The organism is Streptomyces sp. NRRL S-646 (assembly GCF_000720765.1).
GTDB lineage: Bacteria > Actinomycetota > Actinomycetes > Streptomycetales > Streptomycetaceae > Streptomyces.
Genome location: NZ_JODC01000009.1, coordinates 163737 through 177833, shown reverse-complemented (window position 1 = coordinate 177833; position 14097 = coordinate 163737). Strand labels below are relative to the sequence as shown.

Sequence of the window (14097 nt, the reverse complement as noted above, 5' to 3'; positions counted from 1 at the left end):
GCGCGAGGCGGTCACACCAACCGGGGTGGGTGGAGCGTTAGTCGGTCACCGGGCGCGGCTTGACGATTGGGGCCGGAGCCTCGACGGGTCGTACGGGCACGTCGGGGCGGAAGGGCTTGAGCACGGGCAGAACAGGGACCAGGTGCGCGGAGTCGCGGCAGATCTCGGCCGCGTCACCGAGGGAGAGGTAGGGGGTACGGATGCGGGACCAGCCGCCAGAGGTGTCACCGGCGACCGCCAGGCCGGGGCGTTCGGGGGCGATGGCGCACGCGGCCATGACTGCTTCGGGGGCGATGTCGCCGAGCGCCATCTTGGCGGAGGCTTCGTCGTTGACGCGGTGGCAGACACGGCCGGTGAGCTGGGCCCGGAGCATGGTTGCACCCTTGCCGAGTTCGGCACCGAAGCGCTGCCCGCACACTTCCAGGTAGATGCCGGCGGCGCGGCCGAGCTGGGCGAGGCGGATGAGCTGGGTGACCATCTCGTCGCGCCGATCCTCGTCCTTGCGAGTGGCGACGAGGAAGAGTTCGGCCACCTCGTCCACGAACAGCACGATCGGCGTAGGGCGTTGGTGCTCGGGCAAGCCCCAGATGTCCGAGGTGATCTCCTCCTCCGGGGTGTCCGGGGCGATGCCCTGTCGGGCCTTGATCAGGTCGTATCGATCCTCCATTTCCCTGACGAGCACGGGCAGCAGCTCGGCCGCCTGCTCCGGATCGGTCGCGAGAGCCGAGAGCCGGGCCGCGAACGGCGCCAGCTCCACACCCCGCTTGCAGTCGATGCCGACCAGGGCAACCGGCTGCGGGGCCAGACCAGTGATGAGGTGGCGCAGGTACATGGACTTACCGGACAGGGTTGCGCCGAGGGTGAGTTGGTGCGGGATGGGGTGGTGACGTACACGGCGTGAACGCCCCAGGCGTGCCGCAGCCGTTCGGCCGAGGCGGCTACGTCGGCGGGTTCCTGCCCCTGTGCGAGCCGGAGCCGGATGCGCAGCCCGGTCGAGGTGGGCCGGATCAGTCCCCGCCGAGGCGGGACCGGCCGGACCTCACGGTTGGTGGTGGCCTTGACCGCCAGAACCCGCAGTCGGGAGGGCGCCACGGTCAGCCCGCAGGCCTCCATGACCGAGCCGTACGAGCCGAGCAGCCGGGCCGCGGATACCGGCAGGCCGACCGTGGACCAGTAGAGAGCCGGGTGCTTGGCCCGGGTGTAGGCGGCCCCGCCGCCGAGCGCGGCGAGGGGACCACCCACCTCCAGAAGTGTCGTCAGGTCGGACATCAGGCGGCGGCCCCCGCAGCGGCCGGGAAGGCGGCCGGGGTGACGGCGGCGGCGCGGAAGGCGATGCCGTGCCGCTGCTGCCCGTTGAACACGGACTCCCACGGCCGGGCAACGAGGCCGGGCAGCGAGACCGGCGCCCCAAGGTTCAGCCCCTCAGACACACCGCTCTCGGGAACGGTGACCTTGATGAGCGACGACTCGCCGTCCTCGATGTGGACGACGCCGATCGTCATCAGTGCCTCACCGCTGACAGCGTCCTTGGCGATCTCGCCCGTCTGACGGTCGCGGACCTTGGGCTCGGGAGCCTCGGTCAGCAGGATCGTCGCGGCCGAGGTCTCAACACGGATGGTACGCAAGGCGGGTTTCCTATCTACTCGTCTATACATGTAGCGGTCTGCGAACCCGCTTGCCGGGAACGTGCGGACCACACTGCCACACAACTTGCCCACTCGTCTATACGAGTATGCACGTTGGGGTGTACGAGTCCGGGAATCGCCCACGCGTACCACCGCAAACCATGACGATCAGGTCGCCGGAAGGTGGTACGACAGCACGTATGCGTCAGCCGCCATGACCGTGTCACAGACCTCGACGGCCCGCCCCTCGGTATCGAAGGCAGTGCGGATCAGGTGAATGACCGGCACGCCGGAGGCCAGCCGGAGCGTCTTCACCTCGGCCGGCGAGGGCATCCGGGCTCGGATCTCCTCCTCGAAGTGGTCGAGGCGGTGGCCCAGTTCTTCGAGACGGCCGTAGATGCCGCCAGGCCCGGGGTCGGGTTCGGCGATCTGCGTGCCGCGGGCGATGTCGAGGGGCAGGTAGGAGGTGGCGAACTCGACCGGCCGCCCGTCCAGGAGGTATCGCCGACGGCGGGCGAGCACGCGTCGCACCGAGCCGAGCCTGGCCGAGACGTCCGGACTGGCCTTCTCTTCCTTGACCTCCAGCGAGTCGACCTGCGGGTGGCTGCCGGCGGCGTCGGCCTCGACGATGAAGGCGGACTTGCCCTGCTCCCGGTGACGCCGCGCGAACCGGTCCGAGGCCAGGCGCCGGACAGGCGGTCGTGGCCGGACGAAGACGCCCTTGCCGTGCTCGGCGTGTACGAGCCCTTCCCCCTGGAGGATGGAGAAGGAGTTTCGGACCGTCATACGGGATACCCCGTAGTGCTCGACAAGGTCGGCTTCCGAGGGCAGCTTGTCGCCCTCGTGGAATCGCCCGCGGTCGATGGCCTCGCGCAGCTGGTCGGCGATCTGCCGGAAGACCGCACGATCACTCGTGGGGTCCAGGTCGCCGAGGAGGCCTGAAGGAAGGGAAGGGCTCACGCGTGTACTCCTTTAGGTATCTAGACGTGTGGGCGAGTCTTGTTGCTACGGTGGAGAGCCTAGCCAGCCGAGAGGGCCGAGGAACGTGAGCATGGACCGTCCGCACTCGGTGAGCGTCGCTGGAGTGATCGTCGACGCCCACAACCGTGCCCTCTTGATCCAGCGCCGCGACAACCGCAAGTGGGAACCTCCGGGCGGTGTCCTCGAACGCGAGGAAACCATCCCCGAGGCCCTGCAACGCGAAGTCCTCGAAGAAACCGGCATCAAGATCGCACTTCCCGCGACCCTGACCGGTGTCTACAAGAACATGACGGGCCTGATCGTCTCGCTGGTGTTCCGCTGCCAGGCCGCCGACGGCACGCCGACCACCGGCGACGAGACCCGTGCCCTGCGCTGGGCCACCCGTGAAGAAGTCTCCGACCTTGCCGACGAGGCGTACGCGATCCGCGTCCTTGACGCACTCGACGCGGCGTCCCCGCCGGCCATCCGCGCCCACGACGGCGTGAAACTCGTCTAGCCCGAACCCGCTGCACATGGCGGCCTACCAGCATGAAGGAACTTGTATGCACGAGTATACGAGTACAGCCCGGGTCTGGGGGCTCACTTGCCCAGGATTTCCGGAAGAGGTCAGCAGGGCCCGCCGCTGGATCCGCGACATCCTGCGCGGCTCACCTTTGGCCGAGGACGCCGAGCTGATCGTGAGCGAGCTGAGCGCGAACGCGATCCTCCACACGGCCAGCGGGCAGACATCCGGCAGCTTCCATCTGGCTCTGGCGGTCTCGGCGCAGGTAGTCGCCCTGTCAGTCACACCGGGGTCTGGGCATGGTCAGCGCGATCGCTCACCGGGTCGTGGTCCACGAGACCGACGGCGGCCACACCATCACCGCGGAGCTCTTCTCGGACTGCTCGTCGGGAGGTCACCCGTGCTGATGGACGAGCCCCTGCCTGGCTTCTGGTGCGAGTGCTGGACCGAAGACCTCACCGACACCACGGGACAGCCGACCCTCCGGGCTTCCTTCGACGCTTACACCGTCCCCCAGGCCGACAGATGGGTCGCGATAGCACTCCGCACCATCACACCAGCCCTGGACCCGGACGCCTCCGACGAGGCATGGCACTGGCTGTACTTCGGCCGCATCAGGACCAGGCGAGCCCTCCTGCGCTTCGAGCCCTGCACGGTGTCGGTGACCCAAGCCGACACCCGCATCACCTGGACGATCAGGCCCGTGCTCTTCCTGCCGCTCGCACACCGCCAGTGGGTCGAACTTCCAGCCTGCGCATACGACTTCAAGCCCCACGCGTCCGACTGAGTTACAACTTTCTCTACTGGTTCAAGGCGGCTCGCTCCGCTCCCCGCGCGCGGCCCGACCCCCGGCCGGGCCTGCGCTCCTGTCTCCGCCCCGCTCCAGCCCGGCCGGCGCCCGTGCCGCGCGCACAGCAATCTGCAAGCGTGACGCCAGAGAATGGGTACGTCGTGGCTGGGGGCTCCACGGCTTTAGCCACCTCCCCGGTCCGGGTCCCGCGTCGAGCAAGACCAGGGGGCCACTCGTGCTAATTGCGGTCAGGCCCAAAGCCTGCCCGAGCTGCCAACCAGCGTACGGCCCCCTGATCATGCTCGACCCCAGACCGGGCAGGCCACCGACCAAACCCGCTCCGCAGACCTCAGCAGTACGCTGCATCCCGTGGCACAGCATCTCCGAATAACGCGCGCCTCTCGGCGTCAGAATCCTAGATAGCCGCGACTCCATCTACGAGTATCAAAGATCTCAAGCCTGTCTACATCTTGGGTGACTTCTGCGAACTTCTCAAAATCTATCCAGGCGGTGACCCGAAGTCTTTCAAGTCGAACTTTGATCTCATCCAACGACCCGAGAAGCGCACTCGGCCTTGCCTGCGCGAGACCTCTGTTGCGGAAGCTAAGCGAGATCAGCCACGCAAGGAGAGTCACTCGCAATTCTTTATCATGAGGAGCAAGCGGGCTAGCAAGCACATCGTCTACCATCGACTGCCACGGATGGCCAGGCCGTAGATACTTCATATCCCCCAGAACCGCGCCATACTCAAGAGTTTCACCTTCATCAAATCCAGCCGCAACGACACCTTGGAGGGGAAGGCGAACCAGCTGGAAGGGACGCCCAGTGTAGTGATCGCGGTCTTCCTGGAGCTTCTCAAGAAAAGTCCCGCGCAATGTAGTGCGCGACCAGCGTGAGGCTTCCCTAATTCTCCCGAGAGTGAATTTGCATGATCTGATTGCATTATCCAGAACCATCCCCGAAACTTCCCAGGCGCTCAACAGCAAACTGTCCGCAAAGTCATAGCGCCCAAGATGGGAACAGATAACCAGATCGGAGGCTGAAATATCGTTCACTGTGTCGCGATTGAGCATTTTCCCGAGCACAGCTCGTGATGCGCCTGGGATCTCACGCAGAAGATGTTCCATATGATCTGTCGCGGAACTATGAATCACATGTACAGCATCGTAATCATTCAATTCCTTAGCCGAGATTGATTTCCTTTCCTCCCCCTGCTCGACAACAAACAAGGGAAGCGATGAAACAACCTCTCGCAGCTGCGACTGAGAGACAGGCCGCCCCGAAGTCAAATCTGCGCTGATTACATTTGCTTCAGCGGTCGCCCATGTCAGTGAGTAGCCACGCTTTGACTGGAGGAGTGAAACTTCTTCTTCGACATGAGCACAGAAAGCCTCATATGAATTATTGATGAACCTCTTGTATTCCGGGGTGGCGTCGACGGCCGAACGAGCCACGTTCGTACGTGGAGCGTTGGGTCCGAAAGAATTAGCGATGGCCCAAAAGGTAGGTTCCCTATATCCAGGAGTATTACCTTCAACACGAATTCCCCCGACACAGACCCCCACCATCGGATCTGATTCCTCATCCTCATCGTCCTGATTTTGAATATCCAGGAACGTCCACTCTCGGAAGTATTCGTTCCATCTCACCGCATAGGCAATCGAGAAGCCATCCCCATCTCGCTGAATTACTCGGATTTTTTGTTTATCGAGCTCGATGGCATTACCTTCAGCGGAATCACGGATGAAGCTCTCCAGCGCATCCGCCATACTGGCAAAGCCGATAGAGACAGGTTCTTCATTATTAATTTGAACAGATACCTGACAGTCGGGTAGAACTACCCAATTCTTGGCAACGCTAAGAAAATCTCCCGGTTTCGCACTAGGCCTAAGGGAGAGTTTGACCACCGTCCCATGAGGACGAATGAAGCTAGGAACGCATTCTTTGTCCAGCGTTCGAACCAAATATTTTCCATGCACTGAACGAAGCGATAGCTGCCGCGCCTTCTCTTCATTTGGGTGGCATGTGAGAACCTCCACCTGATCAGCGATCATGAAGGTGGAAAGCACCCCAATACCGAATCGGCTAATTGGGCTGAAATCTGGATTCTGCTTTTTGAATTCAGGATCTTGGTAACGGCTCGACCCAGCACGCAGCAGGTTATTCTCAATAATTCTCTGAGTCATGCCCGTTCCGTTATCCCATACTTCAAGTGTGCGCTCAGCTGAATCCCACTTAACTCGCACCTCACCCATCGATACTGATAGCTCGCCGTGCTCCAAACGCACGGCATCGATTGAATTTTGGATCAGCTCTCGTAGAACGACATTAGAGTCGTTGTACAGAGTGTGCCCGGTTAGCAAATCGAGCACTTTCTCTTGATCGAGGGAGAATTGGAAGGGTTCTGTCAAAAAGCCCTTTGCTTCGACCTTTGTGGTATCGATTTCCTTCCACGGGAAAACATGGTTGACGCCGAGGTTTTGCGTCGATTTTTCTGCCCACTCATGGCTGGCGCGTAGCTCTGCAGAAGCGAAATTCAGATACGAAGTGAGTCCGAAGAAGCCGTCTCCGTCCGTGAACCGAGCGTGGACTTCAATAGTGTCCCTCGCGGCAGTCTCACTCACATTTCCTTCTCCGTCATAGCCTGGCTTTGGAGTAACTGCACGAACTGCCGACTGCTTAGCCCACTCCGCTTGACTCACGGGGTCAGATGGCTTAAGTACCCGAAATGCAATCGATGGAGTACGATCTCGGGTGATATGCAGAAGATCAACCGTGCGCAAAAGGATCGCAGCAAACTGGACATTAGCCTTTTCTTGCTCAGTAGCTCCGTAATACCTCCGCACGGGGTACTTCTTCGCGTTGTCTAGATCTTCCAAGTGATGACTTTCGCACACCTTAGCCAAGTCCTCACGAAATACGTCATCCAATGGGGCCAGGATGCGCTTCACTTCTTCGAGAAGCGTAGTTGCTACGCCAATCTCATTGGTTTGCTTCCCCTCGATCCAGTTCGCAACGCGGGTGGCATGGTGGTATCTGACGAATTCTTGATAGAGGAATTTTTCCCTTTCTTCTTCACTCAGCTCCGCGATTCGTGTCTTATAGTCGCGTCCGTCGTTATCGTCAGTCATAAGGTTTTCTTCGCAGAAATCGGCAAAACTGGATTGCCCTCTTCTTTCGAACTCATCCTTAGTGACCAACATTCCCAAGTCATGGAAGTAGGTTGCGAGAACAATAAGTAGCCAATCTGCTCCTGACATTGCCTCTTTAGTTTCCTCAGTGATCAACCAGTCGAGCTTCCCAAGCATTGCCACGATGTGACTGATGTCATGCTTTGTGTATTGGTCAAAGAGTCCATCCTTTCCGATATGGCTCAGTAGTTCCTCGACCTCTCGCCGTGTTTGAACAACGCTGATTCCGCCGAAGGCTTCCAGGCTTCCCGCTTGTTGAGCCATGCTTTCCGCGTACGAAAGGTGGTCTGAAATTGCCATCATGACTCCAATCAATCCACGAAAGATTTGATGCGTGATTTTTGGCGAGCTACTTCAGAGATCCCAGACAGATAGTTAATTCATCGCTGGCAAGAGGAAAACTCCCGCGAGGAGCCACATCACGGCCAGCGAGACCAGAATGAAGAGGAGGACGTAAGTCTCGTACCAGCGAGAGAAGTTCGCAATTTGCGGCCTTTTGCGAAATCCGACTGCGACGATCTCATCGGTGATATCGCATTCCTCATTACGGTAGTCAACCCAAGCAATCACGCCCACGATCATTAATGTGATGGTGAATGCAGCCACTACCGTGGCCAGGATAAGGAGGCCAATCACGCCGCGTTGTGCAGTTGCTGCATCCAGGCCCCATTTTCGGTAGCCTACAAAAAGAGCGAGGGCTGCACCGACCAGGGTCGTGGCAAGAGTCTGATAAATCGCAAGAAATCGATACGTATTTTCATTCACTGCGTGAATTTGCTGCAGTATGTAGCGATACCTTTCCAGAGCGAAGTCTTTCCGCGCTGTCTCGCACTCCGGCGTTGTCTCTCCAGACAAGGATTTGTGCCCCCCTCTTGCTGTGCTAGCCGCCACAGCACACTAGAGCATCTGGCCACGTAGCGCCCTGGATATGCATCAAAATGGCTATTCCTTGCCCTACGCGGGGAGAAGAAGGTAGGGGACGCAGCAGCGGCCGGCCCAGAGTCAGCAACTTGGAGCTAGAACCCGAAGCCTGCCCACACGTGCCATATGTGTGTCAGATTGTGCGGGGAGCCACGGGGAACAGCAGGCAGCAAGCCACCGGGCCCCAGGCACTACCAGCGGTCCTGCGCAGGCCAACCACCCGCTCCGCCCTGGATCACCTCAGCTTCCCAAGCTCAGGTCTCGTTGACTTGCTCAGGGCGACGGCGTGAAGCCGGCGGATAGGCCGAGGCAGAACGCGGAGCCAGGCTCCGCTGGGGTCCATCCCCCGCGAAGGGCGAGTTCGATGGCGTGGGCGACGTCAGACGGCCGTACAGGCTTGGCCTCACGTCCGAACCAGTTGCTCGGATGCGGCTGGTTGGCGGTGACCACGAGCGTTGTACCGGAGGCGTCCACTTGCTCGACCGCGAATGTGCACGGCGTCCAGGCCAGGGCCTGAAAGTAGGTCGGCCTACGTCGCGCAGCCGCCAGCGGTAGGCCGTGCCGTCGACAACGATCCGTCGTGATCCCTTGCGGACCAGTGCCATGGCTTCCCCCTTCAACAGCGAAGATGCTAGCGAGCTCGGCCCCGCCGTCCGTCTCAGTTTCCGTCTCATTCAGCGCCGTTCGCGGACGTTCAGACGGGACCGAAGCCTGTAGCCGCTCCGGCGACCAGCCGACCGTGAACGCAGGTGAACGACCCTGTACGCGGCTCGGCGAGGCACCAACACAGTTGGAAAGCGTGCACCCATAAGAGTGCTCCAGACGTACTGACCGGCGTGCGCCCGCATCGCCTGACTCCACCGACCGTGCGCCCTGCTCTGTGTCGGCTACGTGGCACACGCTGGATGCCCGGACGCGAAGCGGACCAGCGGGAGGGGGAGAGACCGTGGGCGAGTGGAAGCAGGGGAAGTGCGGTTGGCCGACGGCGGCTGGAGGTCGTTGTCAGAACAAGACGCTGAAGGGCACGTCACGTTGCTACCTCCATCAGGGTGACTGGACCAAGCGTGGCCAGGCCGAACTGAAGAAGCGTGCGAGCAGGCGTCGCAAGAAGTGATCTGTACGCGGTCCGGCACCTCTCGGCGGCTGTCGGGAGGGGGGTGGTGTCGAAGCTTCACGAGCTCCCGGACCGGCGTGGCTCGGGGATCTCTTCTGAGCCACCCCCCTTGGTCGCGTGCTCTCCTTGCCGAGATAACAGACCGACCCAACGCTCCGCAGCCTACGGGTAGCCACTGACAGCGCTGTGCACCACGGACGCACCCGATAGAGCGCGGAACCGCGGGAATCACGATGAAAGCGGACCAGTCCAGTGGCGGGGCGAATCAACGGTTTGCCTGCGGTCAGCGGCAGCTCTGTGCAGATGCCGCCTTGACCTGTCACGATCAACACATGGCCAACCTGTCGAAGGTCGTAGATCGTCTGGATGCCGTCATGGACCTGTTGGGCCCAGTGATCGGCGTCTTGCTGCTGGCAGTGGGCATTGAGACCCACCGCGACGGTGGATCTGTGGGTTGGCCTATCGCGGGAGCGGTAGTGCTTGTGGTCAATCTCTGGGTCGCCTGGCGCCGACTGGCTGGCCGCCGTAACCCGAATGCCGCGTCATAGCGACGCCACGCAACCGCCCATGCTCCCGCAGGTGCCCGATGGGACGTTGTCCGGACGAGGCCCGAGGAGCTGCGGTACAGCAGCGGAGTACAGCAACCACAGCAACCGTCCTCGCCCAGCAGTGCCCTCCAGGGGCTGCCGAGCGACCTGTATGGCCGTCAACGCCCGATCTCTGTAGAGCTACGGATCAGAAGGTTGCAGGTTCGAATCCTGCCGAGTGCACACAGGTCGAGGGCCCCGGAGAGATCCGGGGCCCTCGGCGTTTCCCGCGGCGTAAGTCAGTCCCGTACGGCGACGGTTGATCAGCCGGAGGGGGAGCCGCCAGGGGATCGCGGGTGGTGGGGGGGCGCCACCGACAGAGTGGGCAAGCCTGCGTTGTCGGTGGCGGGGTTCCACATCGGTGTCCCGTCCGATCAGGAGGTCGGGGCCACGAGCGTGTGCTCGGTTCCCAGCCGGGTGGCTCCCGTGTCGGTGTACATGGTGGTCTCACCGTCGGACCAGCGGATGACGAGGTCGTCGGTGCGCCCGTTTCCGGAGTAGTTGCCGGTCGTCATGGCCGTGTCGTGGGTCCAGGTCTTGTCGGGGTCGAGGATGCGCTGCTCGCTGCCCAGGCCCGAGGTGGTGGTGCCGACGTAGTTGTCGAGTTCGCCGTCGATCCAGCGCACCATGAGGTCCCACTTGGTGTTGCCGGAGAACTCGCCGCTGGTGAGGAGCGTGGCGTTCTTCCAAGTGTCGTTCGGGTCCTTGAGCTTGTGCTCCTGGCCGAAGGTGCCGGCGCCGACGTTGGTGTACAGGGTCAGTTCGCCGTCGACCCAGCGCACGATCAGGTCGGTGACGTGCTGGGAGGCGTTGAAGCGGCCCGCCGCGATCTGGACTGCGTTCTTCCAGGTGTCGTTCGGTTTGATCATCTGGGTGCCCGCCCGGTCGAGGCCGTTGGAGCCGACGTCGCCGTAGAGGGTGACCTCGCCGTCGACCCAGCGGACCAGCAGGTCGAACTGGTCCGACCCGGTGAAGTCGCCGGCGGTGATGGTCTTCGCGTTCTTCCAGGTGCCGTTGGGGGCCAGCAGCCGTCGCTCGGTGTCGTAGCCGCCGTGTCCGTTGCCGGGGTAGAGCGTGACCTCGCCGTCGGTCCAGACCACGATCATGTCGCTGTGGCCGGTCTGCCGGAAGTCACCCGAGGCCAGCAGGCCGGCGTGCTGCCAGGTGGCCGCCGAGCCGGGCAGCCATGGGTCGCCCGGCCCCTGGTAGGGCGGCTTCCTGCCCAGCTGCCGGTGGGCGGCGGCGTGGTCGAACAGGTCCTGGGCGTCCTTGCCGTAGACCGGGGCGTACGTCACCCAGTCGTCGTTGGCGTCGTTGCCGCCGCCGTTGTATCCGCCGGTGTTGCCGATGACCTTGCCGGTACCGGTGGCGCTGTCGTAGTCCTCGATCCAGGGGCCGCCGGAGACACCGCCGTAGAAGCCCTTGCAGGTCATGCGCAGCTGGCGGAAGCCCGGCAGCTGGGAGGTGCTGACCGGGCAGCGGACCGGCGTGTGGCCGGGGTTGATGTCGCCGGATCCGGGATAGCCGATGACGGTGACCTTGTGGTGGTAGCTGCTGGTGGGCGTGAAGGTCAGGGCGCCCGTCACGTCCTCCACCTTGCCGTGGCTGTTGGCGTCCACCTGGGCGAAGGCCAGGTCGAGGTCGGACGCGGCCGACTTGGTGTTCTTCGAGTAGCGCGCGTCCAGGTACATCTGGGCGACCGGGAAGACTCCGTACGGCTGCTCGGCGGCGGACTTACCGCTGCGGTACATCGGCACGAAGATGCGGTGCGTGGCCCCCTGCAGGCCGAGTCCGCAGTGGCCGGCGGTCAGGACGATGTCCTTGGCGGCCGTGTGGACGACGCTGCCCGTGCAGTAGGTCTTCGGGCCGCCCAGGGGCGTGCCGTCAAAGAAGAAGGTCCCGACCGTCCTGTGGCCGGCGAAGTGCTCGGGCTCGGGCGTGCCGGACGGCGGTGGCCGGTGGGCGGTGGCGCGCTGTGCGCTGATTCCGTGCCTGGCGGCGGCCGGGCCCGGTGCGGCGTCGACCGGGACCGCGTTGTCCATGCGGCCCGCCGTCCAGTACTTCTCCTCCTCGCTGAGACTCGGTCCCTTTGCGGGAGTGGGGGGAGTGCCGGACGCGGCGGAGGCCGGTCCGGTGCCGAGTATGCCCACGCACAGACCTAGGGCGAGGGCCGGAACCCATCTGTATCTGGAACGCAACGAGGTGTCTTTCCGTCTTGAAGTCAGCCGGACGGTGAGTGATGCCGCGCTTCGTTTAATCGCACACCAGTTCGACGGTGAAGACGGCCAGCATACCGACCCCCGCGGTGCTGTCCGGCACAACGTCAAAAGACAGGACACACAACGGCGATGGACAGATTCCGTACCGCCGCGTGGGCGGCGCTCCCGCTCCTGCTGCCCCTCCTGGCGGCCGGACCGGCTGCAGCCTCGGACTCGGTCTCCCCGCCCACGGCATCGCTCACGTACGGAAGCGTCAGGTCGGTGCGGCCCGGCGACATGCTGACGGTCGATGCCAAGCAGGGCGAGGCGCTGTACGGCGACACCATGCGCTCGTCCGTGTTCCTCGCGACAGGCAAGCTGCGCATGAGGGATCCGCTGCTGACCACCACCGTCACCATCGCCTGCGAGGCCGAGCCCGGCACCTACCCGGTCCTGCGGCGCGGCGCCGGAGACGTGGGCCCCGAGGAGCATCCGTTCCGCTGGGCGCGGGTGCGCGTCGAGGGGGTCGACGAGGCCGCGCGCGGGGCCTGCCGCGACAAGGTGAAGAAGCTGCCCCGGCCCGACCCGGAGGAGCGCTGGGCCCCGGACACCACCTGGCCCCAGTCGGAGTGGGACGTGCGGACCTTCCGGGCCGGCCATCGCATCACGATCACCGACAACGACGACGAGGGAGCGGACGGGGACATCAGCCTCACCTCCCGCGCCTTCACCGACCGCCCCGTACTGCGCGGCGCCAAGGCCGTCCTGACCGCCACCACCACCCTCAAGTGCGACGCCGCACCCGGCCTCTACGTCGTCTACCGGCATGACGTCGGCCAGAGCGGCCCCGACAAGCCATGGGCCCGGCTGCGCCTCCTGGGCGCCGGCCGGGGAAAGGCCTGCTCCACGGAGCAGGCGGCTGCGCATTCTTTCGGGTCGTCACGCCTCGGCGTGGCGGCCTGGGCCGTGGGCGGCGCGCTCCTCGCCGTGGCGGCGGGGGCTCTGTTCCTGCGGGCCAGGTCCCGCCGCGGGAACTCCGCCTGAAACACCGCGCGGTATCTGGAGCCGGCTGCTGGTCTGGGGTCTTCTGCGTGCGGCCTTCGGGCCAAGCAGGGTACGGGACTCGGCGCCGCGGACCGTCAGGGGTGACCCGTGGGCGGAGACAGCGCTCGGCGCCCGGAGCTGTGCTCCGGGCGCCGAGACCCAAGTCGGTCAGCTATGTGACGCGATCAGTGGCCACCTAGTCACAGGTACTGGAGCCGACGTGGTTGTTCTGACCGCCCGCGTTGCCCTCGCCGTTGAGCGCATTGCCCAGCAGGCCGTTGAGCAGCCCTACCTGGCCGAGGATGTCGACATTCAGGTCGTGGGACCTGCACCCACCACCTTCATGCATGAGGTTCGCGGGCTGGGCGGTGGCGGTGCCGGTGGCTATGAGGGTGAAGCTACCGAGGATGGCGGCCGCGACAGCGGCCTTCTGAAGCTTGCGCATTACTTCCTCCTTGGGTCGAATGAGCGCGCCATCAAAGATCCACTAAGCGCTCATTTGGGAGGCTAATCCGATATGTCCCGCCGCGCTCTTCGGGGCTGGCATACGGGGTCAATAGTGCGCAACCGGGCGAATCGGTCGCCGTCAGCACGGTCGGCGGCAAGTCCGAATCCTGTTGGTTTCACACGCATTTGAGGCCCCGAAGGATTTCGGGGCCTCGTGGTCGTCGTGATCTGACGCTGACACAGATGGACGAGTTCAAGCGGCGGCTGCCAGGCGGTGGAAGGCCTCAGTGGTGCAGGGGTGGGCGAGCTCGTCCAGCTGGTGCCGCCACTCCGGATCGGCGAGGGTCGGGTGTGCCAGGTCCCAGGCGGCGAGCAGCGGGGCGAGCTCGCTCTCGTGAGGGTGCTCCTCGGTCAGGTTGTCGATGGTGGTGCTCGGCTGGGAGGGCAGGAGCGGCTTCATGGCGGTTTCCTTCCGGCTGGGCGGGCGGAGAGGCTCCGGGATCCGTCGGGTTCAACGATGCCGCCGCCCGGTCGCCGCAACCATGGAGTGGCCTCCCGTATCGAGGGTGGAGGTGGCCGTACCCCTGGGGGTGGTCGGCCCCCCTCTTGCTGAAGCGGCTCGGCGCGGGGCGGGAGGCGGCCCGCAGCAGGTCTGACTGGCCGGGGAGTTGGCCCCGCCGCGTGCAGCGGCCGGTCC

General features: G+C 63.8%; 10 protein-coding genes and 2 pseudogenes. 4 read left to right on the top strand and 8 right to left on the bottom strand.

Annotation, left to right across the window (positions count from 1 at the left end):
* Positions 1–37: 37 nt before the first annotated feature.
* The 3 genes and pseudogenes from IH68_RS50105 to IH68_RS0124165 all read right to left on the bottom strand — a co-directional run bounded on the left by IH68_RS50105 (position 38) and on the right by IH68_RS0124165 (position 2585).
* Positions 38–1269, bottom strand: a pseudogene (locus IH68_RS50105) (FtsK/SpoIIIE domain-containing protein).
* Positions 1269–1625: a hypothetical protein gene (locus tag IH68_RS0124170; protein WP_030938661.1), complete on the bottom strand. Its 357-nt coding sequence runs from the start codon at positions 1623–1625 to the stop codon at positions 1269–1271. The pseudogene IH68_RS50105 and the gene IH68_RS0124170 overlap by 1 nt, the downstream one beginning before the upstream one ends.
* A gap of 168 nt (positions 1626–1793) precedes the next feature.
* Positions 1794–2585, bottom strand: a complete 792-nt coding sequence (locus tag IH68_RS0124165) for a GntR family transcriptional regulator (protein WP_030938658.1) — start codon at positions 2583–2585, stop codon at positions 1794–1796.
* A gap of 109 nt (positions 2586–2694) precedes the next feature.
* Here IH68_RS0124165 and IH68_RS0124160 point away from each other — a divergent pair, with 109 nt between their 5' ends.
* The 3 genes and pseudogenes from IH68_RS0124160 (at position 2695) to IH68_RS0124150 (ending at position 3895) form a co-directional block, all read left to right on the top strand.
* Positions 2695–3102: an NUDIX hydrolase gene (locus IH68_RS0124160; RefSeq protein WP_037885151.1), complete on the top strand. Its 408-nt coding sequence runs from the start codon at positions 2695–2697 to the stop codon at positions 3100–3102.
* Between the two features lie 46 nt (positions 3103–3148).
* Positions 3149–3515 (top strand): annotated as a pseudogene (locus IH68_RS50100) (ATP-binding protein).
* A complete protein-coding gene (locus IH68_RS0124150) occupies positions 3515–3895 on the top strand; it encodes a hypothetical protein (RefSeq protein ID WP_030938652.1) in 381 nt (126 codons plus the stop codon). Before IH68_RS50100 ends, IH68_RS0124150 begins: the two are co-directional and overlap by 1 nt.
* A gap of 410 nt (positions 3896–4305) precedes the next feature.
* Here the strand turns inward: IH68_RS0124150 and IH68_RS53440 are convergent, their stop codons facing one another.
* From IH68_RS53440 to IH68_RS0124140, 3 genes are all read right to left on the bottom strand, one after another.
* Positions 4306–7353, bottom strand: coding sequence for an ATP-binding protein (locus tag IH68_RS53440; RefSeq protein ID WP_159403722.1), 3048 nt, complete (start codon positions 7351–7353; stop codon positions 4306–4308).
* Positions 7354–7464: 111 nt separating this feature from the next.
* Entirely contained in the window at positions 7465–7854 is a 390-nt protein-coding gene (locus tag IH68_RS0124145; protein ID WP_234341545.1) for a hypothetical protein, read from the bottom strand.
* A gap of 2231 nt (positions 7855–10085) precedes the next feature.
* The gene (locus IH68_RS0124140; RefSeq protein ID WP_234341544.1) at positions 10086–11861 is read right to left on the bottom strand and encodes a trypsin-like serine peptidase; all 1776 of its coding nucleotides are present in this window, start codon (positions 11859–11861) and stop codon (positions 10086–10088) included.
* 198 nt (positions 11862–12059) lie between these two features.
* Between IH68_RS0124140 and IH68_RS0124130 the strand changes: the two genes are divergently transcribed.
* Complete coding sequence (locus IH68_RS0124130; protein ID WP_030938647.1) at positions 12060–12953, top strand: hypothetical protein; 894 nt, start codon at positions 12060–12062, stop codon at positions 12951–12953.
* 196 nt (positions 12954–13149) lie between these two features.
* Here the strand turns inward: IH68_RS0124130 and IH68_RS0124125 are convergent, their stop codons facing one another.
* Together IH68_RS0124125 and IH68_RS0124120 are read right to left on the bottom strand one after the other, a co-directional pair.
* Complete coding sequence (locus IH68_RS0124125; protein WP_030938646.1) at positions 13150–13398, bottom strand: hypothetical protein; 249 nt, start codon at positions 13396–13398, stop codon at positions 13150–13152.
* A 255-nt stretch (positions 13399–13653) separates the two neighbouring features.
* Positions 13654–13860 carry a hypothetical protein gene (locus IH68_RS0124120; RefSeq protein ID WP_030938645.1) on the bottom strand — a complete coding sequence of 69 codons (207 nt, stop codon included), beginning with the start codon at positions 13858–13860 and terminating at the stop codon, positions 13654–13656.
* Between the last annotated feature and the right edge of the window lie 237 nt (positions 13861–14097).

Bases quoted from the DNA above. Each gene is read 5' to 3' on its own strand.
- IH68_RS53440 (WP_159403722.1), bottom strand. From the start codon at position 7,353: ATGGCTCAACAAGCGGGAAGCCTGGAAGCCTTCGGCGGAATCAGCGTT.
- IH68_RS0124130 (WP_030938647.1), top strand. From the start codon at position 12,060: ATGGACAGATTCCGTACCGCCGCGTGGGCGGCGCTCCCGCTCCTGCTG.
- IH68_RS0124125 (WP_030938646.1), bottom strand. From the start codon at position 13,398: ATGCGCAAGCTTCAGAAGGCCGCTGTCGCGGCCGCCATCCTCGGTAGC.
- IH68_RS0124150 (WP_030938652.1), top strand. From the start codon at position 3,515: ATGGACGAGCCCCTGCCTGGCTTCTGGTGCGAGTGCTGGACCGAAGAC.
- IH68_RS0124120 (WP_030938645.1), bottom strand. From the start codon at position 13,860: ATGAAGCCGCTCCTGCCCTCCCAGCCGAGCACCACCATCGACAACCTG.